The 26,788-nt window shown below is 58.4% G+C and carries 35 protein-coding genes and 2 tRNA genes; 27 read left to right on the top strand and 10 right to left on the bottom strand.

All coding sequences use genetic code 11. The features are described from left to right. Window positions 1–112: 112 nt before the first annotated feature. The 5 genes from EDD77_RS16325 to mscL form a co-directional block, all read right to left on the bottom strand. Window positions 113–349, bottom strand: coding sequence for a DUF3343 domain-containing protein (locus EDD77_RS16325; protein WP_058966556.1), 237 nt, complete (start codon window positions 347–349; stop codon window positions 113–115). Further along, on the bottom strand, window positions 346–1,479 hold the full coding sequence (locus EDD77_RS16320; protein ID WP_058966554.1) for an aminotransferase class V-fold PLP-dependent enzyme: 1,134 nt from the start codon (window positions 1,477–1,479) through the stop codon (window positions 346–348). Before EDD77_RS16320 ends, EDD77_RS16325 begins: the two co-directional genes overlap by 4 nt. Continuing rightward, complete coding sequence (yedF, locus tag EDD77_RS16315) at window positions 1,476–2,096, bottom strand: sulfurtransferase-like selenium metabolism protein YedF (RefSeq protein WP_058966552.1); 621 nt, start codon at window positions 2,094–2,096, stop codon at window positions 1,476–1,478. Before yedF ends, EDD77_RS16320 begins: the two co-directional genes overlap by 4 nt. A gap of 55 nt (window positions 2,097–2,151) precedes the next feature. Next, a complete protein-coding gene (selD, locus tag EDD77_RS16310) occupies window positions 2,152–3,180 on the bottom strand; it encodes a selenide, water dikinase SelD (protein ID WP_058966550.1) in 1,029 nt (342 codons plus the stop codon). A gap of 170 nt (window positions 3,181–3,350) precedes the next feature. Continuing rightward, complete coding sequence (mscL, locus tag EDD77_RS16305; protein ID WP_058966548.1) at window positions 3,351–3,782, bottom strand: large-conductance mechanosensitive channel protein MscL; 432 nt, start codon at window positions 3,780–3,782, stop codon at window positions 3,351–3,353. Between the two features lie 150 nt (window positions 3,783–3,932). On the opposite strand from mscL, the gene EDD77_RS16300 reads away from it, so the two are divergent. After that, the gene (locus EDD77_RS16300; RefSeq protein ID WP_058966546.1) at window positions 3,933–4,487 is read left to right on the top strand and encodes a collagen-like protein; all 555 of its coding nucleotides are present in this window, start codon (window positions 3,933–3,935) and stop codon (window positions 4,485–4,487) included. A 60-nt stretch (window positions 4,488–4,547) separates the two neighbouring features. Here EDD77_RS16300 and EDD77_RS16295 read toward each other — a convergent pair. After that, window positions 4,548–4,634: transfer RNA gene (locus tag EDD77_RS16295), tRNA-Leu, on the bottom strand. A 79-nt stretch (window positions 4,635–4,713) separates the two neighbouring features. On the opposite strand from EDD77_RS16295, the gene EDD77_RS18190 reads away from it, so the two are divergent. Then, a complete protein-coding gene (locus tag EDD77_RS18190; protein WP_172733336.1) occupies window positions 4,714–4,884 on the top strand; it encodes a hypothetical protein in 171 nt (56 codons plus the stop codon). Between the two features lie 93 nt (window positions 4,885–4,977). On the opposite strand, the gene EDD77_RS16290 is transcribed toward EDD77_RS18190, so the two are convergent. The 3 genes from EDD77_RS16290 to EDD77_RS16280 all read right to left on the bottom strand — a co-directional run bounded on the left by EDD77_RS16290 (window position 4,978) and on the right by EDD77_RS16280 (window position 8,442). Next, window positions 4,978–6,057, bottom strand: a complete 1,080-nt coding sequence (locus EDD77_RS16290) for a site-specific integrase (protein ID WP_058966544.1) — start codon at window positions 6,055–6,057, stop codon at window positions 4,978–4,980. Between the two features lie 153 nt (window positions 6,058–6,210). Then, window positions 6,211–6,768, bottom strand: coding sequence for a zeta toxin family protein (locus EDD77_RS16285; protein WP_058966542.1), 558 nt, complete (start codon window positions 6,766–6,768; stop codon window positions 6,211–6,213). A gap of 918 nt (window positions 6,769–7,686) precedes the next feature. Then, complete coding sequence (locus EDD77_RS16280; RefSeq protein ID WP_077138617.1) at window positions 7,687–8,442, bottom strand: helix-turn-helix domain-containing protein; 756 nt, start codon at window positions 8,440–8,442, stop codon at window positions 7,687–7,689. A 127-nt stretch (window positions 8,443–8,569) separates the two neighbouring features. Here EDD77_RS16280 and EDD77_RS16275 point away from each other — a divergent pair, with 127 nt between their 5' ends. The 16 genes from EDD77_RS16275 to EDD77_RS16210 all read left to right on the top strand — a co-directional run bounded on the left by EDD77_RS16275 (window position 8,570) and on the right by EDD77_RS16210 (window position 15,012). Then, window positions 8,570–8,773: a helix-turn-helix domain-containing protein gene (locus EDD77_RS16275; RefSeq protein WP_058966538.1), complete on the top strand. Its 204-nt coding sequence runs from the start codon at window positions 8,570–8,572 to the stop codon at window positions 8,771–8,773. Then, window positions 8,770–8,952: a hypothetical protein gene (locus tag EDD77_RS16270; protein WP_058966536.1), complete on the top strand. Its 183-nt coding sequence runs from the start codon at window positions 8,770–8,772 to the stop codon at window positions 8,950–8,952. Before EDD77_RS16275 ends, EDD77_RS16270 begins: the two co-directional genes overlap by 4 nt. Before the next feature lie 11 nt (window positions 8,953–8,963). Beyond that, the gene (locus EDD77_RS16265) at window positions 8,964–9,620 is read left to right on the top strand and encodes a DUF6291 domain-containing protein (RefSeq protein WP_058966534.1); all 657 of its coding nucleotides are present in this window, start codon (window positions 8,964–8,966) and stop codon (window positions 9,618–9,620) included. Next, the gene (locus tag EDD77_RS16260) at window positions 9,571–10,359 is read left to right on the top strand and encodes an ATP-binding protein (protein WP_242868494.1); all 789 of its coding nucleotides are present in this window, start codon (window positions 9,571–9,573) and stop codon (window positions 10,357–10,359) included. The genes EDD77_RS16265 and EDD77_RS16260 overlap by 50 nt, the downstream gene beginning before the upstream one ends. 152 nt (window positions 10,360–10,511) lie before the next feature. Further along, complete coding sequence (locus EDD77_RS16255) at window positions 10,512–10,754, top strand: hypothetical protein (RefSeq protein ID WP_058966530.1); 243 nt, start codon at window positions 10,512–10,514, stop codon at window positions 10,752–10,754. Continuing rightward, the gene (locus EDD77_RS16250) at window positions 10,751–10,972 is read left to right on the top strand and encodes a hypothetical protein (protein WP_058966528.1); all 222 of its coding nucleotides are present in this window, start codon (window positions 10,751–10,753) and stop codon (window positions 10,970–10,972) included. Before EDD77_RS16255 ends, EDD77_RS16250 begins: the two co-directional genes overlap by 4 nt. Next, window positions 10,969–11,124, top strand: a complete 156-nt coding sequence (locus tag EDD77_RS18185) for a hypothetical protein (RefSeq protein ID WP_156417390.1) — start codon at window positions 10,969–10,971, stop codon at window positions 11,122–11,124. Before EDD77_RS16250 ends, EDD77_RS18185 begins: the two co-directional genes overlap by 4 nt. After that, the gene (locus tag EDD77_RS16245) at window positions 11,121–11,450 is read left to right on the top strand and encodes a hypothetical protein (RefSeq protein ID WP_058966526.1); all 330 of its coding nucleotides are present in this window, start codon (window positions 11,121–11,123) and stop codon (window positions 11,448–11,450) included. The genes EDD77_RS18185 and EDD77_RS16245 overlap by 4 nt, the downstream gene beginning before the upstream one ends. A 3-nt stretch (window positions 11,451–11,453) precedes the next feature. Beyond that, entirely contained in the window at window positions 11,454–11,681 is a 228-nt protein-coding gene (locus EDD77_RS16240) for a helix-turn-helix domain-containing protein (RefSeq protein WP_058966524.1), read from the top strand. Between the two features lie 91 nt (window positions 11,682–11,772). Further along, a complete protein-coding gene (locus EDD77_RS16235) occupies window positions 11,773–12,075 on the top strand; it encodes a hypothetical protein (RefSeq protein WP_058966522.1) in 303 nt (100 codons plus the stop codon). Continuing rightward, window positions 12,072–12,299, top strand: a complete 228-nt coding sequence (locus EDD77_RS16230; protein ID WP_058966520.1) for a hypothetical protein — start codon at window positions 12,072–12,074, stop codon at window positions 12,297–12,299. The genes EDD77_RS16235 and EDD77_RS16230 overlap by 4 nt, the downstream gene beginning before the upstream one ends. Then, window positions 12,296–12,577 carry a hypothetical protein gene (locus EDD77_RS16225; protein WP_058966518.1) on the top strand — a complete coding sequence of 94 codons (282 nt, stop codon included), beginning with the start codon at window positions 12,296–12,298 and terminating at the stop codon, window positions 12,575–12,577. The genes EDD77_RS16230 and EDD77_RS16225 overlap by 4 nt, the downstream gene beginning before the upstream one ends. Before the next feature lie 35 nt (window positions 12,578–12,612). Beyond that, complete coding sequence (locus EDD77_RS18180) at window positions 12,613–12,765, top strand: hypothetical protein (protein ID WP_156417389.1); 153 nt, start codon at window positions 12,613–12,615, stop codon at window positions 12,763–12,765. Between the two features lie 63 nt (window positions 12,766–12,828). Then, window positions 12,829–13,263, top strand: coding sequence for a hypothetical protein (locus tag EDD77_RS16220; protein WP_132587445.1), 435 nt, complete (start codon window positions 12,829–12,831; stop codon window positions 13,261–13,263). 68 nt (window positions 13,264–13,331) lie between these two features. Next, the gene (locus EDD77_RS16215; protein ID WP_058966514.1) at window positions 13,332–14,273 is read left to right on the top strand and encodes a sigma-70 family RNA polymerase sigma factor; all 942 of its coding nucleotides are present in this window, start codon (window positions 13,332–13,334) and stop codon (window positions 14,271–14,273) included. Between the two features lie 76 nt (window positions 14,274–14,349). Beyond that, a complete protein-coding gene (locus tag EDD77_RS16210; RefSeq protein WP_058966512.1) occupies window positions 14,350–15,012 on the top strand; it encodes a hypothetical protein in 663 nt (220 codons plus the stop codon). A 630-nt stretch (window positions 15,013–15,642) separates the two neighbouring features. On the opposite strand, the gene EDD77_RS16205 is transcribed toward EDD77_RS16210, so the two are convergent. Continuing rightward, window positions 15,643–15,716: transfer RNA gene (locus tag EDD77_RS16205), tRNA-Gly, on the bottom strand. 147 nt (window positions 15,717–15,863) lie between these two features. On the opposite strand from EDD77_RS16205, the gene EDD77_RS16200 reads away from it, so the two are divergent. From EDD77_RS16200 to EDD77_RS16160, 9 genes are all read left to right on the top strand, one after another. After that, a complete protein-coding gene (locus EDD77_RS16200; protein ID WP_058966510.1) occupies window positions 15,864–17,237 on the top strand; it encodes a CapA family protein in 1,374 nt (457 codons plus the stop codon). Window positions 17,238–17,259: 22 nt separating this feature from the next. Beyond that, window positions 17,260–17,784 carry a GNAT family N-acetyltransferase gene (locus EDD77_RS16195; protein ID WP_058966508.1) on the top strand — a complete coding sequence of 175 codons (525 nt, stop codon included), beginning with the start codon at window positions 17,260–17,262 and terminating at the stop codon, window positions 17,782–17,784. Window positions 17,785–18,024: 240 nt separating this feature from the next. Beyond that, entirely contained in the window at window positions 18,025–20,295 is a 2,271-nt protein-coding gene (locus EDD77_RS16190) for a hydratase (protein ID WP_058966506.1), read from the top strand. A 200-nt stretch (window positions 20,296–20,495) separates the two neighbouring features. Continuing rightward, a complete protein-coding gene (locus tag EDD77_RS16185; protein WP_058966505.1) occupies window positions 20,496–21,338 on the top strand; it encodes a PHP domain-containing protein in 843 nt (280 codons plus the stop codon). Between the two features lie 161 nt (window positions 21,339–21,499). After that, window positions 21,500–21,760, top strand: a complete 261-nt coding sequence (locus EDD77_RS16180) for a TIGR03905 family TSCPD domain-containing protein (RefSeq protein ID WP_058966503.1) — start codon at window positions 21,500–21,502, stop codon at window positions 21,758–21,760. Window positions 21,761–21,924: 164 nt separating this feature from the next. Then, a complete protein-coding gene (locus tag EDD77_RS16175; RefSeq protein ID WP_058966501.1) occupies window positions 21,925–22,542 on the top strand; it encodes a TetR/AcrR family transcriptional regulator in 618 nt (205 codons plus the stop codon). Further along, complete coding sequence (locus EDD77_RS16170) at window positions 22,539–23,435, top strand: ABC transporter ATP-binding protein (protein ID WP_058966499.1); 897 nt, start codon at window positions 22,539–22,541, stop codon at window positions 23,433–23,435. Before EDD77_RS16175 ends, EDD77_RS16170 begins: the two co-directional genes overlap by 4 nt. After that, on the top strand, window positions 23,432–24,223 hold the full coding sequence (locus EDD77_RS16165; RefSeq protein WP_058966497.1) for a hypothetical protein: 792 nt from the start codon (window positions 23,432–23,434) through the stop codon (window positions 24,221–24,223). Before EDD77_RS16170 ends, EDD77_RS16165 begins: the two co-directional genes overlap by 4 nt. A gap of 148 nt (window positions 24,224–24,371) precedes the next feature. Then, window positions 24,372–26,669, top strand: coding sequence for an ATP-dependent Clp protease ATP-binding subunit (locus tag EDD77_RS16160; RefSeq protein ID WP_058966495.1), 2,298 nt, complete (start codon window positions 24,372–24,374; stop codon window positions 26,667–26,669). Window positions 26,670–26,788: the final 119 nt, after the last annotated feature.

Here is a 26,788-nt window from a genome sequence, read left to right as displayed (position 1 = left end):
CACGAGACAGGAATGCAGTTGGCAGACCCATTCGTGGCCCCTTAAGGGGCTTTGCTAGTATTATGCCCTTCTAGGGCTTACTCAAGCCACCGGCTTTGCCGGGGGTCCTGACTCAAATCACCAGCTCGTACAGGCTGGCCCCGGCAATGCCCTCCTGTTCCAGCAGGGCGCGGGCTGCGTTCCGACTGGCCGGGTCATCCCGCCAGGCAAGGCCGCACCCTGCCGTGATGGCAGTGGGCACCGGGATCAATCGCCCGGTCAGCCCTGCCGCCGGAGCCGCCGCCTCAAAGGCGAGGGCCGCCGCGGTGGTGTCGAAGGCGATCACAAGCTGTAAGCTTCTGGGTCTCATGCGTCCTCCATGCAAAGGGTTTCCACAGCGCGAATGGCTGTGTCCACTTCTTCTTCCGTGTTAAAATAGCCGAAGCTGAACCGCACAGCACCCTGCTCCACAGTGCCCATTGCCTTGTGAATCAGCGGGGCACAGTGGGCCCCCGGTCGGGTGAGAATGCCGAACCGCTGGGCCAGTTCGTCGCTCACCAGCGCTGAGTCCCAGTCGCCCAGATTCAGCGCCACGATGGGGGAGCGCTCTTTGACGGAAAAATCTCCGTAACACTTTACACCCGGCAGGTCCTTCACGCCCCGGTAAAACCGGTCGGCCAGCGCCTGTTCCCGGCGGCGGATGGTGTTCAGCCCGGTTTCCTCCAGCCATTCCAGTGCGGCGGCAAGCCCGGCAATGCCGTGTCCGTTCAGCGTGCCGGCTTCCAGGGCGGTGGGCATCTGGCTGGGGTGCTCCCGATCAAAGCTGTGCACCCCGCTGCCGCCCACGCAAAGTGGTGCAAGCCGGAGCTTTGGCGACACACACAATCCGCCGGTGCCCTGCGGCCCCAGCAGGCTTTTGTGGCCGGTGAAGCAGAGCACGTCAATGTGCGCCGCCTGCATGTCGATGGCAAAGCAGCCCGCCGTCTGGGAGGCATCCATCACAAAGGGCACACCGTGGGCGGCACATACCGCCCCGATGTGTGCAATGTCCACAAGATCTCCGGTCACGTTGGATGCATGGGTGCAGACCACCAGTTTTGTGTCCGGCCGAAAGGCAGCTTCCAGTCCGTCCAGCAAAAGCTGACCGTTTGCATCCGCGGGCAGAATGGTCAGTTCCGCTCCGCTGCGGTAAAGCGGGCGCAGCACGCTGTTGTGCTCCAGCGCGGTGGTGATGGCATGGCCGCCGCCCGCCAGCAGGCTGGAAAGGGCAAGGTTCAGCGCCGCGGTGGAATTGACGGTGAAGGCCACCTGAGCCGGGCCGTAGCCGTGGAACAGCCTGTCAATACGGCTGCGGGCTTCGTGAATGGTGCGCCCGGCGGCCAGGCTGGCCGAGTGGGCGCACCGGCCGCAGTTGCCCAAGCCGTTCAGGGCCTCGGTTACAGCCTGCACCACACAGGCGGGCCGATGCAGGCTGGTGGCCGCGTTGTCCAGATAAATCACGGCCGAATCACCCGGGCCGCACCCATCAGCTTCTCCGCAATGGCGTACATGTTGGTCACGCTGCCCACTGCCAGCTGTTCGGTCAGACCGTAGTGGTTCAGGCAGGTGCCGCAGGTCATGATCTCCACGCCCTGGCTTTCCAGCAGTTTCAGGTCGGCCAGTGTGGCCGCGCCCTCCACCGACAGCTTCGCGCCGCCGTTGTATAAAAGAATAGTGTCCGGCAGGGTGTCCTGTTCGGTGAGAGCGTAAACGAAGGCTTTCATCAGCGCCTTGCCCAGCACCGGGTCACCACTGCCCATCTCGTCGCTGGCCAGCACTACCACGGTGCCTTTTGCCCGGGCGTCCGGGATGCAGGCGGGAGCAGGCTCGGCAGCCTGGGCGGCGGCAAGGCTCTCTTCGGTCAGAGCCAGCACCACTTCATAATGATCGGATGCCAGTGTGCGGCTTTCGGCGGCCAGCTGCTTCTGACCAGCCATCTTCAACAGATTCTGTACCGCAATGGGGTTGTCCACCGATACGGTCACGCTGTCGCCAGCGGTCATTTTTGCCAGCACTTTTTTGGTTTCCACAACGGGGATGGGGCAGGGCTTGCCCATGGCGTTTACCTGATATTGCATGTTATAAAACCTCGATTCCGGTGAGAAGTAAATTGTGAATAGGGGATAGAGGTGGTCACTCCGTGACGCAAATGATGCCCGGATGCTCGCGGGTTACCCGGCCGATAATGCCGCAGCCAAGCCCCAAAGCCTGCACAGCGGCCAGAGCTTCGTCCGCCCGGTCAGCAGGCAGACTTACCAGCAGTCCGCCGGAGGTCTGGGGGTCGAAGAGCAGCTCCTCCGCCGCAAAGGGGATGTTCTGGAACTCCACCTTGCCTTCCAGATGGTTCCGGTTGCGCTGAGCAGCGGCAGTCAGCAAAAATTCGTCCGCATAGTCCAGCGCCTCGGGAATGCGGGGCAGCGCCTTCCAGTGCAGCTGCGCCCCGCAGCGGCTGGCCAGCATCTTGTTCAGGTGGCCCAGCAGGCCAAAGCCGGTCACGTCGGTGCAGGCGTGGGGCGCAAAGGGCGCCAGAGCTTCGGCGGCATACTTGTTCAGTGTGGTCATACTGGTAATGGCAGCGGCCATCGCTTCTTCGCTGGCCTGGCCCACCCGGTCGGCGGTACACACGATGCCCACCCCCAGTGGCTTGGTAAGGATCAGAACATCATCCGGGCAGCAGGCGTTGTTTTCCAGCACCTTGTCCGGGTGGATGATGCCGGTGACCGACAGGCCGTATTTCACGTCGCTGTCCGCGATGGAATGGCCGCCTGCCAGCACACCACCGGCCTCCCGTACCTTCTCCGCGCCACCCTGCAGGATGCGGCCCAGAATGTTCAGATCCATTTTCTCGGGGAAACACACGATATTCAGCGCGGTTTTTACCGTGCCGCCCATGGCGTAAATATCGCTGAGGGCGTTGGCAGCCGCAATCTGGCCGAAAATATACGGATCCTCCACCATGGGCGGGAAGAAATCCAGCGTTTGTACCATGGCAATGTCATCGGTGAGCCTGTACACCGCGGCATCGTCCGAATGGTCGAAGCCTACCAGCAGATTGGGATCGGTAAAGGGAGGAAGTTTGTCCAGCACATGGGCCAATGCGCCGGGGCCCAGTTTGGCAGTGCATCCGCCACCCTTGCAGAATACAATTGGTTGTTCATTCATAAAAATAACGCTCCCTGAAAAATTGGCCCCGCCGCAGCAGGGCCTTTTTGCTTCTATATTATAAGGATAAAGCGTAACGGATGAAAAGTAAAGTGTGATTCCGGGCTAATTTTACAAAGGAAATAAAAATTCCCCTGCTTTTATGGGCAGCAGGGGAAAAAGAAACAAAATCAGCTTTCGGGAGTGGAATTCTGGCCGGCCTGCGCCCGGAGCAGGTCGCGAATTTCGGTCAGCAGTTCCTCGCTGGTGGGAGCAGGAGGTGCCGCGGGAGCTTTGGCTTCCTCTTTTTTCTTTTCAATGCGCAGTTTGGTCATCAGCTTCACGGCGCAGAACACGCAGAATGCAAGGATGACAAATTCCACCACTGTTTGAATGAAGTTGCCGTAGGTCAGTACCACCTCGTTGTCGCCCGAGTGGAACACATAGGAAAGTACGGTAAAGTTCACCTGACCGGTGGCAAGGCTGATCAGCGGCATTACGATATCATTCACAAGGCTGGTTACGATTTTGCTGAATGCACCGCCTACCACAACACCTACGGCCATGTCGATCACATTGCCACGCATGGCAAATTCTTTAAACTCTTTCAAAAACTGTTTCATAACGATTCTCCTTGCTGGAAAACTGGGAAATTATCGGTATGGTGGCCGAACTGGATTCATCATAGCATATTTCCGCAGCGGGGAAAAGAGGGCACTTTACACCAGAGAGCCATCTGCTGCATAGGCTGAAGCAGAAAGGGGGGAGGAAAAATGAAATGGGATCAATCCAGTCAAAAAAGCGGGGAGGAAGGGCGCAGCTGCCCGAGGCCCCGCCCGTGCGGTTGCTGTTGCCGGGGGCCGCAGGGAGAGCAAGGGCCGCAAGGCGAGCGGGGGCCACAGGGGGAAACCGGTCAGCCGGGCGAAAACAGCGTTCTGGCGGCGGCATCCTTTTTTGCCTTTGAACGGCGGTTCGAAAATGGTAAGCCCATTCCGCTGGTGACCGGCATGGCAGATGAGACCGGTCAGATCCGGTTGGTGGATGAGACCCGTATTCAGTTGGAGCAGGGCAGATATGCTGTCTGGTACACGGTATCCGCAGTGCTGGAAAAGGAGGGGTATTTTCAGGTTACCCCATCGCAACAGGGAAGCCCACGGCTTGCTTATGGGGTTTATGCCAAAACCGCTGCCCCGCTTGTAACGGCGGGTGGCGCCAATTTCCTGTTGCTGACCGGCACGGAGCCCATGGTGCTGCGATTGCATTACAACAGTAATGTGACCAGCCGTTCCGGGGCGGCATCGGTAATGGTATGGAAGCTGGCTGAGTAATTCTTTGGCAGAGCGCTGCGTAAAGACAAAAGAAAAACCCGGCTCATTGAGCCGGGTTTTTGGTGCGGATGAAGGGACTTGAACCCCCACGGTATCGCTACCACTAGAACCTGAATCTAGCGCGTCTGCCAATTCCGCCACATCCGCATATTCTCTTTCGCATCGGTGCTGTACCTCAGCGACGTGTTTTATTATATCACGCATTCTAGAAAATGCAAGAGCTTTTTTGAATTTTTTTGAAAAAATTTTTCGGCCGCCCATGAAGCCCTTTGTACCGGCCAAAAAGAAAAGCAGGAAACAGAAAAACCCGGTTGTAAAAGCCGGGCTTTTCTGGATGGAGCAGATGATGGGAATCGAACCAGAAAGCGGCCTTTTATCAGGGAAAATAGAGGTGTGAAAAACCGCGTCTCAGCCCGATTTTCACGAAGAATCAAGGCCGCCGGGAGATTCTCTTCACAGGAGAAAAAGCGAGAGTGTGTTACCGGGTGTGTTATGCCTGACGGCTCAGCAGCGAAGAAAAGACGCTACCCAGAGTGTCGGCGGCCTGCTCATCCTGGCCATTCACGCTATGGCCGTAAATACCGAAAGTGTCCATGCTTCGGCTGTGGCCAACCAGGCGTTTTACCTGTCCCTCCGGCAGCACCTGGGCGATGGAAACGAAGGTGTGGCGCAGCTCATACGGGGAAACCGGGGTGAGACCGTTGGCCGCGCAGTACACGGCCCAGCGTTTGGCGTAGTTCTGCTGGTTGCTGATCCCGAAGATCTGCTTGCTGTGGCCGGTCATGGCCCGCTGCGCCTGAATCTCGGCAAAGGCCAGATCAGGCAGCTGCACACTGCGCACAGCATTTTCGTTCTTGCCTTTGGTCACCTCGCCCCGGCAGTTGATGGATCTCTGCACATGGAGGGTGTGTCCCTTCAGATCTGCCCATTCCAGCCCCAGCAGCTCCCCGGGACGAAGGCCGGTAAGAACCTGCACCCGGTATGCGTGGATATATTCCTCCGGCACACGCTTGCCCCAGCGGGTGGTGGTGTCGATGTTGAAAAGCTTCACCAGGTCGGCGGGCTGAAGGATCTCTTTGCCCTTGTTTCTGGCCCCGGCGGGGATGGTAAGATCTTCGGGGCTGAAGGTGGTCAGCTTGGATCGGCGGCAAAATTTGAAGAAGGACCGCAGATCGCAGCACATGGAAGTGAGCGTCTTCTTGGAAAGACCCGCGGCGAAGGCAGCGTCCACAATGTCCTGCAGGTTTTGCTCCGTGATCCGATCCAGCTTTTTGCCCCCGATGGCCGGATTGATCCACTTCCGCCACCGGCTGTCGATGGGCCGCCAGTTGGATGCGCTGGTGGTGGTTTGCAGCCGCTTGATCCATTCCGGGTAGACGCTGGCCACCGTGGCGCCAGCAGCATTCACCCCGGATTCCAGCCAGCGGTCTGCCTTGGCGTTGGCCTCCCTCTGACCGGTGCGCCCGGGAGTGGAGCTGTAGAAGCTGCGGCGCTGACCGTCTCGCTGCACACTGATCCGCCAGCGGCGGTTCTTCTCGTCCCAGGACGCGGTGTTTGTGCGTTTCTCCATAAAAATAAACCTCCTTGAAGTGCACTTTGACAAGCCCACCTCAAAAAGGTTATAATACAGGTGTTCGGGCTGCATTATCCCTTTGGGGTAAGCTGTCTATCAAAAGGCCGTTCTCTGTTGGCGCAGAGGGCGGCTTTTTTTCGTTGTTGCGGGTTATTCCATTCCGGCCATCAGCTGTACCAGCCATTCCGGCCGGCGGCTGCCAATGGGCAGGATCTCGCCGTTCCGGTACTCGGCCACCAGCACAAAGCCGTTGTCATTGTCGAAGAAGCGGGCCTCGTCGCAGTAGGGCAACACCTTCGCCACATCGGCAAAGCGGTGGGCAAAACGGCTTTCCACATCCTTCTGAGGAATATCATGCCCGCCCTTGCGGACGCGGTTCTGGATGCGCTGGAGGCTCTCCTGCACGGTGTCCAGCCCGATGTAATACAGGCGGATGTAGTATCCGGCCTCTTTGGCCCGGCGGGCCAGCTTGCGGGTATAGCCGCCGGAAAGGGTGGTTTCCTGGGTAAAGCTAACCCCATCGGCCAGGGCCTTCTCCAGCTTATCCACGGCCAGCTTGCCGCCCTCGTATTCATCCCCGCCCAGCTCAGCGGTGAGCTTGTCCGGGTCTACGATAATGCCCAGATCGGTGCGCTCGGCCTTCAGGGATCCGGTAAGGCTGGATTTTCCGCAGCCGTTCACGCCGCCGATTATGGTGAAGATCTTCATAGCTTTTTCCTTTCCCGCCTCCGGCAGCCGCCGGGGGCTTTTCTTTTTTGTCTGGTCGGAAATCCAGCGAGTTGCAGTTCTGGGCGGCGAAAAGTAGAACTCAGCGGGAAAACCACCGGCTTTCGCTACCTTTCCAGGAATGAGCCGTCCCCAGCTGCAAAGGCCGGGGTCCCTCCGGGCCTATCTTCCATAGCGTTTCGGAGAAACGCGCAGCCATCACAATGTGATGATCCAAGGGTCTGGGAGATTCCCGGCAAGCGCCGTTTTCGCAGGACTTGGCCAAGAAAGCATTGCTTGCCGATCAGCTCCGGCCCGGCGGCTGGTATAAGCCTGGCTTATCTCTGCCCTGATCTGGCTGCATGGTTGCGACAAAATGTCGCAACCTCCTTGCTGCCATCGATGCGGCAAGGGGTCGGCGGTTTACCGCCCCCATTCTGCCCTTCGCAATTTGCGATGCCCGCAAAGGGGGTCACGTTTCGCTACCCCCCCTTTTTGCCCTGGGACGGGGTCGCTTTAAGCTACCCCACCGATGCGACAATTTGTCGCACTGGTACCGCTGTCGCACCGTGCGACAACGGTGCAGCGGCCGATCGGCTGGCCGGGGTCCGAATTTCGGACGCCGGTGGAGCTGCTTCGAGTTGTCCAAATTTTGGACGACTCCCGCGCGTATCGTGTTACAAAATGCTGCTCCGCCGGGACGAAACTGATTTTGCAAGCATGGCGCGTGGATATCCGCGCGGGTCCGGCGGCATCGGTGATACCGGCAAAGGCTCCGGGAATTTAAGGCTTTTTGAGGTTTTCGCACCGGTGCGACAGGCTCCGTATATTGCCGATAATTTCGGCAACATCGCCAGTTGCCCAGATGGCGGGCAGCTTCCCGCGCGCTCTGCGGCCCCTGGCTGGGCCTGTGGCGGGGTTTTACTCTTTGGGGGGATCATTTCCCTCTGGGGTGGGGTTTGTGGGTTCTGCGGTTGGCTTGGCTTGGTAGCGGGGGATCTCTGCTAATTCTTTGATACGCTGCACAGCGATAGCTTTACCGATGTCATTAAGTTGAGATGCAGCTTGTACAATGCGAAGGGTCAAATCCTTTCGCTCGGGCAAATGCATAGTCGATTGGCTTGCCTCAAGCTCTTCATATAGATTGTTAGCGCTGTCCCACTCCACTAGAGATTCGTTTCTTTTCTGGGCTTTTTGAATTTGTAACCGAGCAGAATCAATAAGTTTCAGCAAATTTATGTCTTTGTCTGATAGCGCAAAGAGCGGAACTTGCAGTGCTGTCGATAATTTTTGCAGACGATCCCATGAAGGTTCCATCAATTCATTTTCGTACTTTTGCACAGTTCCTTCCGGGAAGCCGCATAAAGCATCCACTTCCTCTTGGCTAAGGTTCATAGCATTTCTAGAAATTGATATTTTTTTACTCATAGGAGTGGATTTATCGAATATCTTTTCTGTTTCAGGTGTGGTAGATCTGTTCAAAAAATACAAAAGATCTTCTAGGTCAGAAAAGCCGAGAGCTTTTGCAATTTGTTCCAATGTTACCGCTTTTGGTGATACTCTATCAGCTTCATATAAGCGAATTGTATTTACTGAAACACCTGCATTTTCTGCTAATTGGATTTGTGTTAAGCCTTTTTGAACTCTTATTGATCGGATAAATTCTCCAAGTTCCAATGCGATCACCTCGTTTTCAATATATCATATAACCAATAAATTATCAATAATGGTGTTGACAATAACTAATTTAGTGGTTATAATTTCACCATAGAAACCAATATATTGGTTATTTGGAGGTGAGAATATGCGCATAGACCGTGAAAAGTTTGCTGTACTCCTTATTCGTAAGGGCGTGACAGCGAAGCAAGTGGCCGCTACAGCAGGTATTTCCAATACGTCCATCTACAACGTAAAGAAGGGAATGCAGTGCAGCGACCAAATGGGCAGCAAAATCGCCCGCGCTCTGGGCGTGGACGTGGCCGAGATCATGGAGGATGTAAAGCAATGAATACTGACAAGAAGATCCTAGAATATCTGGATCGGGCCGAGCGGTACATATGCACCCCTTTGGAGCAGCGTAATCCAGATGAATTCAAGGCGCTTATGGCGCTGAAGGCTGAGATTTACAGCGAGATTCAACAGAAACCCAGCGGGCCTGTGCATGGCCCTGGCATTTCAGCTCAGTGAGAGGCAGCGACATGGCAAGAGAATATTTCTGCGCATACCACAGCTATCTGGCTGCTATGGAGCCGCTGAACGATGCAGAACGCGGGCGACTGTTCACCGCATTGCTGATTTACAGCCAAACCGGAGATGCACCACATCTCGACGGAAATGAACGGTTTGTCTTTCCGGTAATGCGCGAACAGATTGACCGAGAGTCCAAAAAATATGCAGCGAAATGCGAGCGTAACCGTGAAAATGTTATGAAGCGGTATTCAAACGAATACGAGCGCAATCAATCGTATTCGAACGCTACCAATACAAAGACAAAGAAAAAGACGAAGACAAGGACAAAGACGAAGGAGAAGGAGAATATAGAGGGGGTTCCAGGGGGAACCCCGGCGGACAAGCCGCCCAAAACATGCGCTTTCGTTCCTCCTTCTGTGGAAGAGGTCAGGGCCTATTGTCTGGAGCGCGGAAACGGCATAGATTCCCAGTACTTTGTGGACTACTACGATTCCAACGGTTGGATGGTTGGCAAAACAAAAATGAAGGACTGGAAAGCAACCGTGCGTAGATGGGAAGCTAACGAAAGGAAAAACGGTAGTGGATCCGAAAGGAAGGAGGAAAAGCCGATTGGAGATGACAACGCACCCTATGACCCGTATGCCCACGTCGGGCTCATCGTATGAGGAATGGAACCAGGACAAAACCCGGCGGATGAATATATGGGACAGCAAACGTTTCCCGCAAAATCAGTGCCCTCACTGCAACGGCAGCGGCTGGGTCTGGAAGGACTGGGGCGAGGGAGAGTGGGCCCCCTGCTCTTGTCAAAGCCGCATCCAGACCAGAAAACACACGGAAAACGCCGGGTTGAGCAAATCGCTTGCCAAATTCAACCTGAACGACTTCAGAGCCGATCAGGCATGGCAGACCGCGCTTCTGAAATCCACCTGCGATTATGCACGGCACCCGAAAGGATTCCTTTTCATCTGCGGCCAGCCGGGGGCCGGTAAAACGCACCTGGCCGCCGGAGCGTTCAATTACATCCTGAAGGGCGGGGCCCGCGGAAAGGGCCGAAGCTGGCCGGATCTGATGGCCGAGCTGAAGGCAGCACAGAACACTCCCGACTATGTGCGGCTTATGGACGAACTGAAGGGCTGCCAGATCCTGTACTTAGATGACTTCCTGCACGCAGTCAAGAAGCAGCCCACTACCGGAGATCTGAAGCTGGCCTTCGAGATCATCAACGCCCGCTACGACAATGACCGTAACCCGACAATTATCACCAGCAACCTGACGCCCTCAGAAATAGCGAAGTTTGACAGCTCTCTGTCTGGCCGGATTGTCGAAGCCGCCGGGGCGCACATGCTGATTATTGCTCCGGACCCCGATAGAGATTACAGAACCCGCAAAGGTGTGGAAGTGTAGGCCGTAGGGCGAGCGCACGTTTTAAGACTGTTTCCGCAAGCAGGAGCCACGGCAAAAACAGCTTTCGCCCCTTTGGCGATAAACTTTACCCCTAGCCACTAAAAACGTTTCTAGGCCCATCAGAGCGGCCACCAAAAAGAAAGGAGCAAACCATGCACGATAAAATTTTACAGATCATCCCCGCGCCTGCTGATATGTGGGCCATCCTTGAAGGGAACGACCCAGACGGCCACGCCTACCGCACTCGTGAGCGCGTTGTGTGCCTGGCTCTTATTGAAGGGCAGGACGGAACAACGGACGTCTCCGCTATGGTGCACGATGAATGCGGGTACATCTCCCCCGCCGGAGCTTTTGACGATTTCAGCGGCATCGAATATGGGGAGGTACAGCCATGAATGAGACCATTTGCCCCATTGATGGGCTGCCCTGTGACCCGGCTTGCCCGGATAGCCGCGCGGAGCAGCCGAAACATTGTGTATTGGCTGCGATTGTGAAGAACGAAGCTAAAGACATCCCTTGTCTTGAAAGCAATTGCGCTTGGTACGACTACGAAGCAAAGAGCTGCGCCCTGCTCAGTATCGCGCGCAGCCTGAGAGAGGAGGCGGCCAAGTGAACTCCCCGGACAAACGCACAGCATACCGGCAGAACATCGGCAGCATCACCGCTCAAATCAGTCTGGCTGCTTTGGAGAAGCTGAACGCCTACGCCCAATATCTGTACATCAAAGACCCGGAAGTCAGGAGGGAGGAAGAGGAGAAATCATGAAAGCACACAGCGAACTGGAACTTATCGCCCGGCGGTACCGCAAATACGGCGTGAGCCTGGACAAGCTGCTGGATCTGTTGGCCAGCGCCGAAGCCCGGGGCTTGCCCCACAGCGGGGCGCTTGCCTGGCTGCGGCTCACCCTGGGCAATGAGTTCGGAGAAGAGGAGTATTTCAACGCCGAGCAGATCGCGGCCATGACCGGCGACACCCCGGAGCAGGCCACGGCCCGCATGATGGAATTTTGCAGAACGCACCCCGACCATGGGCCGGTGCTCTGCATCGACCGCCGGGCACTGGCCATGATCGAAGCCGGACAGGAGGAATGAACGATGTTATTCAAAGCACTGCGCGTAAGAATGGTGGAGAAGGAGATCCTTCAGGCAGAGGTGGCCCGGCGGGCCGGGATGGCAGAAAGCACCCTGAGCAGCCGGATGCAGGGCCGACAACCTTTCACGGCCTGGCAGATCGAAGCCATTGCCGATGTGCTGCAGATCCCGCCGGAGGAGTGGCACCGTTACTTTTTCGACCGCGCCCCAGGCAACAAAAAAGCCGGCTGAGAAGCGCCAACTTCTCAACCGGCAAAAATGGGAAACAGAATTGACAAGCCCTGTTTCCCTCCCAGTTTATCAGAAAACGGAGGAATGAGCAATGAAATTTTTCAAGACCATCAATCTGGCCGCCTACGAGGTGGAGTACATCGACCAGCGGGAGCCGAAGCCCCGCACCGTAAAGCGTGAAACCGTGGTGCTGGACAGCGGCCGGATCAGCGCACTTGGCCGCCTTGGGATCCGCCCGGCGGGCTGGATTTCCCAGCAGTTCGCCGCCCAGGGCTACACTGTTACCACCGTGCGCAAGGGCGAGAGCCTGGGCGCAGATGTGGACTTGTCCGAGCTGTGGCAGCGCACCGCCGCCCAGATCGCCGAGCAGCAGGAAGGAGGCGCAGCGGAATGAACCTTACATACCGCAGGCGGCGGGCCGCCGGAAAGGCCCGCCAGACGGCTTTTCTCATCGCCACTGTGTTCTATGCCCTGCTGACCGTGGGCCAGCTTGGGGCCATCGTGGAAGGACTTGTGGGCATCGTGCCCGGCCTCATGCTGTGCATCCTGTGGAGCCTCGGCGCCGCCGGCTGCTACCTGGCCGCCGGGCCGGTTCTGGAAGGAGGTGAGGCGCTGTGAATGCTCCTCAAATTGAAGAGATCCCGGGAATTACCTTCACCGGCGAATTTAACCGCTTTCGTGGCCAGTCTTTGCCGGTGTATGCACCGAAGGAACCCACAAGCGGAAGACCGAGTATCAACACGCTGGAAGGTTGGAACCTACACCGCCACGAACTGGCGGAACGCGACCTTTTGCGGGCGCTTCACCGCCAGCCCACAGAAGCCGAAATCACCGAAGAGATGGTCCGGAACGAGGCGCTTGCGGCTGCGACTGCGGCAAGGGCGGACAGTGACTAGGAAACAATCAGGCATGAATGAGAGGAGGAATCACAATGGCGACTTTCGCACAAGTACAGGTGGTGCTGACATTCCTGCAGCATCTTTTGGGCGGTGCCCTTTCGCCCGATCGGTCGGCCCTGGTTACCCAGGCGCTCACTATCCCCGAAGAAAAGGCCGCCCAGCTGCTGGCTGAGCTGAACACTTGATAGACCCGCCGGGGTGGCTGCGAGGCTTCCCCGGCCAAAATGTCGGAAAAGGTTGGTGAAAACATGACAAGAGACGAGGCCAAAACCCGGCTGGAACGATACACCGGGCTTCGGCTGGAAGTGCGCATCCGGCTGGAGCGGTTGGCCACACTTCAGCAGATGGACCGGGAGCGGCCTTCCCCATGCGGCAGCCGGTCGGAGGAGTACGCCCGGGAAATTGCTCCCATCGTACAGGCAAACCGCCGGGAAATGGCCGAGATTGAGGCCGCCGTGGCTGCCCTGCCTGATCCGTTGGAACGAGAGGTACTGCGGCTGCGATACCTGGAATTCTCCAAAGATCCACGGACCGGCAAGAAGAGCGTCCGGCATATCACCTGGAAAGAAATTGGCCGCATAGTGTATGGGGATGGCGGCAAATCTGGGCAGAAATCTGCCCAGCGCCACTTGGAAAGGGCTATTTCTTATCTGGCCACCATCTGGCCGGAATCCGGGCAATAAAAAAGAGCCGCCCTCCCGGACGGCCCACAACCTTATCACCAGTATAGCACGAACGGGAGGGCAGCACAATGGAAGAAACCAGAACCCCCGGCGGAACGGGCGCACAGCAGGCCGCACCGCCGCTCGATCAGCGCCAGGAGCTGAACAACATGCTCGCCCAGCTGGCCCGTCAGGGCAACAGTGCGGCCCTGGCTCAGCTGTGGGAAATCAACCGGCCTGTGATCCGCACAATGTTCTGGCGCTGGTACAGCCGGAATCAGAGCGCGGCCGAATCCGCCGGGGTTACCCTGGAGGATCTTGACCAGGAAGGCTATTTTGCCGTGAAAGAGGCAGCAGAGTATCACAACCCGGAGAAAGGCGCTTTTCTGACGGCGCTGCAATATTTTGTGCAGCATCGAATCCAGAAGGCCACCTTGCAGGGCCGTGGGCGGTATGTGGTCACAGAGGACGGCCGCCGGGTGAGAGTCTCGGCGGAACCATTGGACAGAGCCCAGAGCCTGGACGAGCCTGTCCCGTGGGACGATGACGGAGAAGTTACCCGGGCCGATGTAACTCCAGATCCGGCGGCTGCCCAGGCCTTTGAGGATGCAGAGCAGAACAGCTACCGGCAGGAGCTGCGGGCGGTTCTGGACAAGGCGCTGTCCCTGCTGCCCGATCGGCAGCGGGATGTGATTGCCCGGCGATTCTATGAGGGACTGACCCTCCGGCAGGCCGCCGAGCTTGACGGAGTAACCCAGGAGCGAATCCGACAGATGGAGGACAAGGCGCTGCGGGCGCTGCGCCAAAATCAGGAGCTGCGCCGGTTCTACGGCGAGGATCTTCTTTCCCGGGCCTATCAGGGAACCGGCTTCGGAGCCTGGAAAAGCGGCGGCAGCGTGCAGGAGCGCCTTGTGGAACGCCAGGAAGAGAAGGAACGCCGCCTTGCTGCATCCAGCACAAAACACCTGGCCGAGCTGCTGGGCCTGGATGCAAAGGAGCTGTACGGCTTTTTCGATGATGTGCAGCAATAACCGCCGGTCAACCACAACCACGAAACAGGGGGCACGCGGCCCCTTGCGATATATTTTACTTATGGAGGATTGAACCATGAACAACAATCAGAAGGCCATCAAGGACAGCGCACAGAGCATTTTTTCGGAGCTTGCGCTCTTTTCCAACGCGGTGACGGACTTTCAGAAGAAGGCCCGGGAAATTTCGAAGGAAGAGTACTTGACCAATGAGGGCATCGAAGCCAAAACAAACGAGGCCAAGGCGTACCTGGTCAAGCGGGCTGTCGAGCTTAGCTCCAGTATTTCGCTGAGCCTGGCGACGATCCGCAAGGCAGCCATGGCCATGGAAGAGAGTTTCGTTATCTCCCCGGAGCTTCAGGCGGCCATTACTCTGACCAGCGCAGCAGGGGAAAAGCTGGACACTTCCGCGCGTGATCGGATGTGGAAGCAGTTCATTGGCGACAACAACGCCCTGCGCTCCCTCAAGGCCCTGTTTGACAGCAAGGGGATGTACACCAAGGAGATGGAAAAGTACATCTTCAACGCCGAGGACCAGTGCAATGACCTGGAGTCCTCGGCCCTCGACTTCAAGATCCAGCCCGGCACCAATTTGAACCAGACTGTCGCCTTCGGCCAGAAACTTGAAAAGTTCTGCGAGCTGGAGGGCGTGGAGCTGGACAAACCCTTTATCCAGTATTTGAACGCAGAGGATTACAGCCAGTTCTACACTGAGCAGCTGAGGACTGCCTTCGGTATCTAAGATACACGCACAAGGCCCGCCGGGTTTGTCCTGGCGGGCCTTCTGTATGCCTTAAATCATCCAGCCGCCGGGGCTGTCTTGTGCATTTTGTCGAACCAAGAGCGCCGCAGCGGCCCCGATCGGAGCCGATATCGTGGGGAGGCTCTGGCATTTTGCACAAAGAATCAGCTCTTTGCAGTTGGCTGCAACGGTTCCTCAACGAGCTGGGGAAGGGTGTGCCCACAAGCGGGCACGCTTTCCGCCTCTTCCATCGACACAAGCGGCAAAAGCCCGGCGGGTTAAATCGGCTAACGTGGACTATTTAAATCCGCAAGCCTTGCGGATTTAACGGCCTGCCGCGCTATGGTACAGAAGCACACCATAGGACGCTGGGTTTACTGTCCGTAAAACTGGACTATACAGCAGGTTGTCCACATAGTGGACAACTCCCTGTCGGCACGTTGCCGAACTGTTCGGCAACCCTCTTGCCAGAGATCCGGCTCGGCGGATCGATCTAAATCCAGCTTTCATCTGCGGCGATTACCTGCGCTTCAGATCCTCAGATTGTCATCTTGAATGGAAGTGTGTTCAAAAGTGTGTTATCCCGCAAAACAAAAGCCCCGCAAAGCCTTGCGCCTTGCGGGGTTTCTTTGGAGCAGATGATGGGAATCGAACCCACACAGCCAGCTTGGGAAGCTGGAGTTCTACCACTAAACTACATCTGCACGGAATCTGCAATTATGGAACAAGATTCAGTATACAGCATGGTGCCCCAAAAGTCAAATGGTTTTTTCGGTCGGTGCTTGCCGAACTGCCCGAAAAAACGTATACTGAAAGCACTATTATACCAACCAAACAGGAGGGCTGAAGTTATGAAAACCCCTGCCCGTGTTCTGGCGGTGGCTGCGTGTGCCGCCGCGCTGCTCGTGGTCAGCTGGGGCGTGCCCCATTACTTAATGAATACCGGTGTCCGGGTGGTGTTGCCGCCCCAGAGCGCCGCTTCGCAAGCGTCCGCTTCCGCTGTGCCCACGGCAACCCCGACCCCGCAGCAGCAGGCCGAAGCTGCGCTGGAAGCTCTGCGTGCAGCCGGTGCGCCGCAAGACCTTACTGCCGATTTTCTGCGCTTTTGCGAGGAGCAGTCCCCGGGCATCTGCACCGCGCTGGTGGCCGCGGTGAAAAACGAAGGGTACAGCGAGGAGCTGTTCTGGCAGGTCAGCGGCAAAAGCTACCTCTATTATCAGGCACTCTACACCCAGCCCATGGCGGAAAATGTGCACGATACCGGTGTGACGGATGGTCCGGCGGTGCTGGCCTTCACCGGCGATGTGAACTTTGCCGACGACTGGTATAACATGCTCCACTATGCAAAGACTGCCGGTATCGAGGACTGCTTTGGCGAAAGCCTGCTGGCCGAAATGCGTGCGGCGGATGTGCTTTTGTGCAACAACGAGTTCGCCTTTTCCGACCGGGGCAGCCCCATGCCGGGCAAGCAGTTCACCTTCCGGGCCAAAACCGCCAATGTTTCCATGTGGCAGCAGCTGGGGGCAGATATTGTGGGCCTTGCCAACAACCACTGCTTTGATTATGGTGAGGATGCTTTTCTGGATACTCTGTCCACCCTGCAAGGTGCGAATATTCCCTATGTGGGGGCGGGCAAAAACCTGGAGGAAGCCATGCAGCCCCAGTTCTTTCTGGTGGGCGGTATGAAGATCGGATACGTTGCCTGTACCCGTGCGGAAAAATACATTCTTACCCCAGAGGCGGGGGAAACCAGCCCCGGTGTGCTGCGCTGTTATGACCCGGAACTGGCGGTGCAGGCCATTCAGACGGCCAGCGAGCAGTGCGATTATCTGGTGGTCTACGTCCACTGGGGTACCGAAGGCTCCACTGTGCTGGAGCAGGCCCAGACCGATCTTGCAACCCGTTTCACCGAGGCAGGGGCAGATCTGATCGTGGGTGCGCATCCCCACATTTTGCAGGGAGCGGGCTGGCGGCAGGATACCCCGGTGCTGTACAGCCTGGGCAACTTCTGGTTCAATATGGAAACACTGGACTCCGCCCTTTTAAAGGTAACAGTGAGTGAACCGGGGGCGGCAGGCGCCACGGTACAGCTGCTGCCCTGCATTCAGACCGGCGGCCGGGTGAGCCTTCTGGAAGAAGATGCGGACAGGCAGCGGGTGCTGAACAGTCTGAACGACGTAATGGAAAATGGCTATTTTGATACGAATGGAAACCTTTGCAAATAAATAATTCAGGGAGGAATCGACCATGAGTGAACACTGTGGCGAGCGGCTTTGTGTGGAGCAGGGCCGCCCGGAAGATGCCCAAGAGCTGCTGGCTGTGCTGCGGCAGGTGGGCTCGGAAACCGATAACCTGACCTTTGGTGCAGAAGGGCCTTCCACCACGGTGGAACAGGAACAGGAGTATTTGCGGGCCATGGCGGAAAACCCCACCAGTGCATTTTTTGTGGCCCGGTTGGATGGACGTATGGTGGGCTCTCTCAGTTTTCGGGCCATGACTCTGGCCCGGGCCAGCCACCGGGCTGAGATCGGCATTTCAGTATTGAAGGAGTGCTGGGGCAAGGGGGTAGGAAGCCGGCTGATGGAGGCGGCGATCGATTTTGCGAAGAACAATGCGGGGGTTGAGATTATCTCGCTGGAAGTACGGGCAGACAACACCCGCGCACAGGCTCTTTATCGCAAATACGGCTTTGAAGAAATCGGTCGATTCCCCGGCTTTTTCAAGATTGACAGTAAATGGATCGACTTTATTTTGATGAATCTCTATCTGTGAGCCCGTGCCGCAGGGCAGCGGGCAGAACGGGCGGGAAAAAGGCGCGAAAAAACGAAAAAATTGCCACAAAGGGCCCGGTGAGCGGTTGGCGCTGCCGGGCCCTTTGTGCTATAATCAATTCATACAGGCTTTTGCCCGGTGAAGTGTGCACGGCGCGGATAAAACCGGAACAGATCGGGTGGGAAGCAAAAAGCCAAACGCCGTGCAGACACCGAAACCCTGTTTAAGGAGGTTTTTTCAATGGTAACTTGCAGCAAGACCGGCATGTACTACGCCCGCGGTCAGTGGGTGCAGGCAGACGGCGAGGCCCCCGCAAAGCTGGCGGCTCTGGGCTTTGATGAAAATGCGGTGAAGGATGCTCATACCGGCACCATTGCCTACGGCATTTTGCAGGCACACAATCAAAGTGGCGACCCGGAGATGCTGAAGCTGAAATTCGATTCCATGACCAGCCACGACATCACCTTCGTGGGCATTGTGCAGACCGCCCGGGCTTCCGGGCTGGAAAAGTTTCCGGTGCCCTATGTGCTCACCAACTGCCACAACAGTCTGTGTGCAGTGGGCGGCACCATCAACGAGGATGACCACCTGTTTGGTCTTTCCGCTGCCAAAAAATATGGCGGCATCTATGTGCCTCCCCACCTAGCGGTTATCCACCAGTATATGCGTGAGATGTACGCCGGCTGCGGCAAGATGATCCTCGGATCGGACAGCCATACCCGTTACGGTGCGCTGGGCACCATGGCCATTGGTGAGGGTGGCGGCGAACTGGCCAAGCAGCTGCTGGGCCGCACCTATGATGTGGCCCGCCCCGGTGTGGTGGCAGTGTATCTGACCGGCAAGCCCGCAGTGGGTGTGGGCCCGCAGGACGTGGCGCTGGCCATCATCGGCGCGGTGTTCAAAACCGGCTATGTGAAGAACAAGGTGATGGAATTTGTGGGCCCCGGCATTGCTGAGCTGCCTCTGGAATACCGCAGTGGTATTGATGTGATGACCACCGAGACCACCTGTCTGTCCAGCATCTGGTGCACCGACGAGGTCACCCACGATTACCTGACCGTGCACGGCCGCGGCGGCGATTATAAAGCACTGGCCCCGGCGGATCTGGCCTATTACGACGGCCTGGTAGAGGTGGATCTTTCCAAGGTTCGCCCCATGATTGCCCTGCCCATGCACCCCTCCAATGTGTATACCATCGAGGAGCTGAACCAGAATCTGGAGGACGTCCTGCACAAGACCGAGGAGGACTGCGCAGCCCTGATGGGCGGCAAGGTCCGGCTGGATCTGGTCAGCAAGATCGAGAACGGCAAACTGCGGGTGGATCAGGGCGTGATCGCCGGCTGCGCAGGCGGTATGTACTCCAATATCTGCGAGGCAGCCACTATCCTGAAGGATCACACCGGCGGCAATGGGGAGTATGCCCTGAGCGTATATCCCTCCAGCCAGCCCACCATGATGGCTCTGATGAAGAATGGTGCTCTGGCCAGCCTGATGGCAGGCGGCGCCACGGTTCGTACCGCATTCTGCGGCCCCTGCTTCGGTGCGGGCGATGTGCCGGCCAATGGTTCGCTGAGCATCCGTCACACCACCCGGAACTTCCCCAGCCGGGAAGGCTCCAAGCCGGGCAGCGGCCAGATTGCCGGTGTGGCTCTGATGGACGCCCGTTCCATTGCGGCTACTACCCGCAACGGCGGCATCCTGACCCCCGCCACCGACATCGACTACGATCCCACCATTCCGCCCTATGAGTTCGACGATTCCAGCTACCGCAGCCGCGTTTATTCCGGCTACGGCAAGGGCAATTACGACGAGCTGCTGCGCCTTGGGCCCAACATCAAGGACTGGCCGGCCATCCAGCCTCTGCCCGAGAATCTGCTGCTGAAGATCAGCAGCTACATCACCGATCCGGTGACCACCACCGATGAGCTGATTCCCAGCGGTGAGACCAGCTCCTACCGCTCCAATCCTCTGGGTCTGGCCGAGTTCACCCTCAGCCGCAAGGATCCGGAATATGTGGGCCGCGCCAAAGCGGTTCAGGCCGAGGAGGCTGCCCGTGCTGCCGGTGAGGGCAATGCGGATCTGCTGGAGCGCATCCATCAGGTGCCCGGCTGCGGTGAGCTTGACTGGAAACAGCTGGGCATTGCCTCCAGCATCTACGCGGTGAAGCCCGGCGACGGTTCTGCCCGTGAGCAGGCTGCCAGCTGCCAGCGCGTGCTGGGTGCAGGCGCAAACATCGCGGTGGAATATGCCACCAAGCGGTATCGTTCCAACCTGATCAACTGGGGTATGCTGCCTTTCCAGCTGGCCGGCCCCACCCCCTTCGGCCTTGGTGACTATGTGCTGGTTCCCAATGTGCGGGAAGCTCTGGCCGGTGATCTTTCCTGTGTGAAAGCCTATGTGCTCAGCCTGGAAGGGCCGCTGGAATTCCACATGAGCCTGGCTCCGTTGACTGCGGATGAACGGCAGATTCTGCTGGACGGCTGCCTGATCAACTATTATAAGCACGGCTGATTGGCCGCTTTATGCCCCGGTGCTGCCCAAACGCAGCCACCGGGGCGTTTTGCATCCGGAGGTATCCGACACAAGAATTGTTTGCGTGACGCAAAAAGTATGCTATAATAAAAGTTAATTGCAAAATAATACTTTTTTCACGCCCACGGCCGGTGCCGGTGCGGCGTATCTGCCATTCCGGTCAAAGGAGGGAACTGCCCATGCCCGGCGATCTGCATACTCATACCACATTTTCCGACGGTTCGCTGAAGGCGGACTGGCTGCCCCGGTTGGCAGCGCGTGTCGGTTTAAGCCATCTGGCCATCTCGGACCACGATTCCATGCACTCGGTGCGATACGGCTATGCCAACCGGATGCGTGAGAATGTGCGCCTGATTCCCGCCACCGAGCTCACCGCATTCGATTTTGAGCGGGGGCGGCGGGTGCATATTCTGTGCTATTGGCCGGACGAAAGCTGCCCGGATCTGATTGCGCACTGCCAGCTGATGGCGGACCGGCGCAACGCGGTTTGCCGCCAGAGCGGCCGGGAACTGGAACAGATCTATCCCCAGTTCCGGCTGGAGGACGCGCTGGCCCTGGCTCAGGACGGCGGTGTGCTGTATAAATCCACCCTGATGCAGGTGTTGTGCGACTACGGCTTGGCGGACGGCATTTATAAGGAAACCTATAAGCCGCTGTTCGGTAAGGGGGGCAAGGTGCTCCACGATCCAGACTACCAGACGGTGGATCAGGTGCTGGAAGTTATCCGCAAGGCCCGGGGTGTGGCGGTGTTCGCCCACCCCAGTGTGTACCAGAGCATGGAGCTCGTCACCGAGCTGGCACTGGCGGGCCGGATTGACGGTATTGAGATTGAGCATCCCCGCAATACCCCTGAGGATAAAAAGGTGCTGTATCAACTGGCGGCTCAGTGCAATCTGCTGGTCACCGGTGGCAGCGATTTTCACGGCCGCAACACCGGCAGCCCACGGGCGCTGGGCATGTGCCGTACCGGTGACGATGCACTGGAGCGGCTGGAACATCTGGCGCAGGCCCGGAAGGGATGAAAATGCAGAAGCGGCGCGTATTTTCCGGCGTCGCTGCCCATAATCAAGCCATACCCGGCGGGCTGCTCTGCAGTATCCGCCGGTTGGAACGGGAGAGGTATTTGCGTGCCTGCCCGTTTGATAGAACACACAGTTACGCACAATAAAAGGAGAAACCCAACATGACCCATACCTATCAGAACCGGGGCGTCTGTTCCCGCAGCACCACTGTTACCCTGAGTGAAAATGGCATTATTCAGGAAGTAAGCGTGGTGGGCGGCTGCAATGGCAACCTGAAGGGCATCTGCCAGCTGCTGCAGGGCATGCCCGCTGCCGAAGCCATCCGCCGCATGGAGGGCACCACCTGCGGCCCCCGTGCCACTTCCTGCCCGGATCAGATCGCCAAGGCCCTGAAGGCCGCTCTGCAGGAAGAGGGCCTGTAAAGCCGGCGTTTGAAAAAGTTCTGAAAAAGCCCGCCTCTGTGGAAACAGGGGCGGGCTTTTTTGTGCGCGGAAGGGGTCTTGTAAAATCGAGTCAATGGGGTACAATGAAGCCAGAAACCCTGACCGGCGGGTCAAGGGGACGAAGAGGGAAAGGGGATGGCAGAATGGACCGGATGCGTCAGCTGCCCAGAGAAAAACGAAAGGCGGTGATGCACGCCGCCATGGAGGTGTTTGCCCAAAGCGATTATAAACGGGCCAGCACCGAGGAGATTGCCCGCAAGGCAGGCATTTCCAAAGGGCTTTTGTTCTATTATTTCAAAAACAAGCAGACGCTGTACTTATATCTGGCCCGGTACTTGCAGTCGTTTATTGAACAGAACATGAAGATGGAGCAGATGGCGGGCATCACCGACTTTTTCGATTTGCTGGATTACGGCATGGAGGAAAAGCTGGCCATTCTGCGAAAGCTGCCCTGGGCGCTGGAATTCTCGGTGCGGATGTACTACACCGCTGAGCGGGATATCGGCCCGGCGCTGCAAAAATACCAGGTGCGGGTGCTGGAGGAGCTGTGGGAGCGGTACTTCACCGGAGTGGATCTGGAGAAATTCCGCCCCGGTGTGCAGCCGCGGCAGGTGCTGGATATGCTGGTCTATCTGACCGACGGTTACATCCACCGCCGGCGTATGGAGCAGAAACCTCTGGAACTGGAGGAGCTGGTAAGGGAATACATGGTGTGGCGGGGCATTCTGCGCAGCTATGCCTACAAGGAGGAGTATCAATGAGCGAATCGGTGATCACAGTCAGCAATCTGACCAGAGATTACGGCAGGAGTCGGGGTGTGTTCGGGCTGGATTTTGAGGTGAAGCAGGGCGAAGCGTTTGGCCTTCTGGGGCCGAATGGCGCGGGCAAGACCACAACCATCCGCCAGCTGATGGGTTTCGTCCGGCCGGACAGCGGCAGCGCCCGTATTTTCGGAAAAGACTGTTTTACACAGGCTGCCCGGGTACAGCGGCAGGTGGGATATCTGCCCGGAGAACTGGCGCTGATGGACGATATGACCGGTATGGCCTTTATCCGGCTGATGGCGGGGCTGCGGGGGCAGCGTGATCTTTCCCATGCCCTGCAGCTGTGCGCCCGGTTCGGGCTGGATGCGAATCAGAAGATTCGAAAAATGTCCAAGGGAACCAAACAGAAGGTGGGGCTGGTGTGCGCGCTGATGCACCGTCCCCGGCTGCTGATTCTGGATGAACCCACCAGCGGCCTGGATCCGCTGATGCAAAACCAGCTGTGGGAAATTCTTCTGGCGGAAAAACAGCAGGGTGTGACGATCCTTTTGTCCAGTCATATCTTTGAAGAGGTGGAGCGCCTGTGCGATCGGGCAGCCCTGCTGCGCAGCGGACGTGTTGCGGCGGTGGAACAGCTGGGCGAACTGCGAACCAAGGCCAGCCGGGTGTATCAGCTGCGGTTTGAAACTGCGGCGCGGGCGGCGGTGTTTGCGGAAGGCTGGCCCGGTGCGGCGGCAAAGGGCGAGTGGGTGCAGCTGCGCCTTGGCCGGGGTGAACCGGTGGCCCGGCTGCTGGCACAGGCGGCGCAAAGCGGCGTGCAGGATCTGCAGACCCGGCAGGAAAACCTTGAGGATATGTTTTTGCGGATGTATGGGGGGCAGGACAAATGAGCGGAGCGTTGCTGAAAAAGGAGCTGCGGGCAAACGGCCTGCTGGTGGTGATTTTCCTTGGGGTGGTCACTCTGTACGGATCCATGATCACCAGCATGTTCGACCCAAAACTGGGCGACAGCCTGAATACCATGATGGAGAGCATGCCGGAGCTGTTTGCGGCTTTTGGCATGAGCAATCCGGGAGCCAGTCTGACCCAGTTTCTGGCCAATTATCTTTACGGCTTTCTGCTGGTTGCGCTGCCGCTGGTAATGATTCTGATTCTGGTGCAGCGGCTGCTGGTGCGATATATGGAGCGCGGAGCCATGGCCTGGCTGCTGGCCAGCCCGGTGCCCCGCTGGAAGCTGGCTGTTACTCAGGCCTTTGTGCTTGTGGCGGCAGTGGTGCTGCTGGTGGGCTATATGACCTGCCTGTGCGGGGGATTGGCGGAAGTACTGTTCCCCGGTGAGCTGGAATTCGACCGTTTTGCGCTGGTGAATCTGGGCGATCTGGGGCTTTTGCTGTTCTTTGCGGGGCTGTGCTTCTGTTCAGCCTGTCTGTTCCAGAGCAGCGGCCCGGCCCTGTGGGCGGGTGGAGGTCTGTGCGTGGCCTTTGTTCTGCTGGATATGCTGGCCGGTGTGGGGGAAGAAGCGGAGTTTCTGCGCTGGTTCACCCCGGTGACGATGTATGACCCGGTGGCGCTGGCAAATGGAGAAAACATTTTTCCACTGGCGGGGCTGTATCTGGGGGCACTGGCCCTCTTTGTCGCCGGTGTGATGGTTTTTTCCCGTCGGGATATCTGCGTGTGATTCAAAACAGCTCAGCAAGCAGGAAAAAAGTCCGCTTTCCGGTATGCGGATGCCGGAAGGCGGGCTTTTTGCATCGTTCCGGTTTAAAACGTGTATTCGGCGGGCCATACTCTTGCCGGAACGAACAAACGAAGGGAGAACGATGGCAATGAGCTACCGGTTTAAAGGCTTTTCCCGCAGCGCGGCGAAAATGCTGAATCTGGCCCTTTCGCTGGCAGGGCAGCGGGGGCAGCGGCAGGTGAGCACCGGTCATATCCTGCTGGCGATTCTGACCCAGGGGGGAAGCCCGGCGGCCAATCTGCTGGCGGCCCGTGGTGTGACTTCGGCAAAGATTCTGGGAAGGGTGGAGCAGCAGCCGGGGGATGCCGCCTGCCGCCTGAGCCCGAAAAATATGATGGCGGAAAGCTGCAAGGCACTGGATTTTGCGGTGCTGGGGGCCCATGCTGCCCGCATGAAGGAGGCCCAGTGCGAGCATGTGCTCTGCGCCATACTGGAGGACCCCACCTGCACCGCCAGTCGCTGGCTGGCTGAGTTGGGGGTGGACGTGAATGCCGCCGCCAAGGAGTGTCGCCAGCTTTCGGGCCAGCTGGTGCTGCCGCTGCAGCCCAAATTCAGTACTCCGGCGCCCAGCCGGAGCAGCCGTGCCAGCGATAAATACGGCAAGGATCTGACCCGAATTGCGGCGGAGGGCGGGCTGGACCCGGTGTTCTGTCGGGAAAGTGAGCTGGAACGGATGATTGAAATCCTTTGCCGCCGCCAGAAGAATAACCCCTGTCTGGTGGGCGAGCCGGGGGTGGGCAAAACCGCGCTGGCCGAAGCGCTGGCTCAGCGGATTGCCGCAGGCCGGGTGCCGGATACATTGCAGGGCCGTCGGCTGCTCAGTCTGGACATGGCCAGCCTGGTGGCGGGCACCAAATATCGGGGTGATTTTGAGGAGCGGCTGAAAAACCTGCTGGAAGAGATCTGCCGGGAGGGCAACACCATCCTGTTTGTGGATGAGCTGCACACGGTAGTGGGGGCAGGCGCAGCGGAAGGCGCCATCGACGCGGCCAATATTCTGAAGCCGCTGCTGGCCCGGGGCGAGCTGCGGATGATCGGCGCCACCACGCAGCAGGAATATCGCCGCTGCATGCAGAAGGACCCGGCGCTGGAACGGCGTTTTGGCCGGGTGCTGGTGGAGGAGCCGGAACCCCGGCAGGCGGTGCAGATTTTGCAGGGGCTGGCCTCCCGGTATGAGCGGTTTCATCAGGTGGTGCTGCCCCAGCGCACGCTGGAGGCGGCGGTGGAGCTGTCGGTCCGGTATCTGCCGGGGCGCTTTCTGCCGGACAAGGCCATTGACCTGATCGACGAAGCCGCCGCCGCGCTGCACATTCAGAATCAGGGCCAGCCGGGCATGCCCACGCTGGAACCGGATCAGCTGGCGGCAGTGGTGGCCAGAGCCAGTGGAGTGCCTGCCGAGCGCATTACCGAGCACCAGCGCCAGAAGCTGGACAAGCTGGAAGAGCGGCTGGCCCAGGCGGTGGTGGGGCAGCCACAGGCGGTGCACGCGGTGGCCGGAGCGGTGCGCCGGGCCTGCACCGGTCTGCGGGATCAGACCCGGCCCATGGGGGCGTTTCTGTTTCTGGGGCCTACCGGCGTGGGCAAGACGCATCTGGCCCGGGCACTGGCCAGCCAGTGGTTCGGCAGCGAAAAGGCACTGATCCGTTTTGACATGAGCGAATATATGGAGGCTCATGCTGCTGCCCGGCTCATCGGTGCGCCTCCGGGCTATGTGGGGCATGGTGAGGGTGGCCAGCTCACCGAGGCGGTGCGCCGCCGCCCGTACAGTGTGGTGCTGTTTGACGAGATCGAAAAAGCCCACCCGGACGTGCAGAACCTGCTGTTGCAGATTCTGGAGGAAGGCCAGCTGACCGACAGCGAGGGCCGAAAAACCGGCTTTTGCCATTGCATCGTGCTGCTCACCAGCAATCTGGGCGCACGGCATCTGTGCGGGCAGGCGGGAGCACTGGGCTTTGCGGCCGGGCAGGCGGCACAGCTTGCCCGGCAGAAGGAGCTGGCGCTGGAGGAAGCAAAACGCTTTTTCCGGCCCGAGCTGCTGGGCCGGATGGATGAGGCAGTGGTCTTTTCGCCACTGGAAGGGGCGGCACTGGAACAGATTACCGAACAGCTTCTGGATGAACTGGAGCAGCGGGCAGGCCGCAGCGGCTACCGGCTGAGCCATACCCGGGAGTTGACGCAGGAGCTTGCCCGGCGGGGACGGAGCGCCTACGGAGCCCGGGAGCTGCGCCGTCAGGTGAGCCGGGCGGTGGAGCAGGCTCTGGCCGACAGCATTGCCAGCGGGCAGGCTCAGCCAGGCTTAAGCTATACTGCCTGTGTGCAGCAGGGGCAGGTGTGCCTTCTGCCCGGTCAGCCGCAGGCAGACACACCGCAACCGATACAGGTGTAACGAAAAAGGCAGGTCATGCAGACCTGCCTTTTTGCTTTGGGTAGCTTGAGCGAGCGACAACCACCAGCTAAGCTGGTGGAATAAAAACGGCTTTAGCCCTAGACAAAGAGAAACCTCCC

The organism is Allofournierella massiliensis (assembly GCF_004345265.1).
GTDB classification, from domain to species: domain Bacteria; phylum Bacillota; class Clostridia; order Oscillospirales; family Ruminococcaceae; genus Allofournierella; species Allofournierella massiliensis.
The sequence above is the reverse complement of the archived record's forward strand: the minus strand, read 5'-3'. Positions and strand labels throughout refer to the sequence as shown.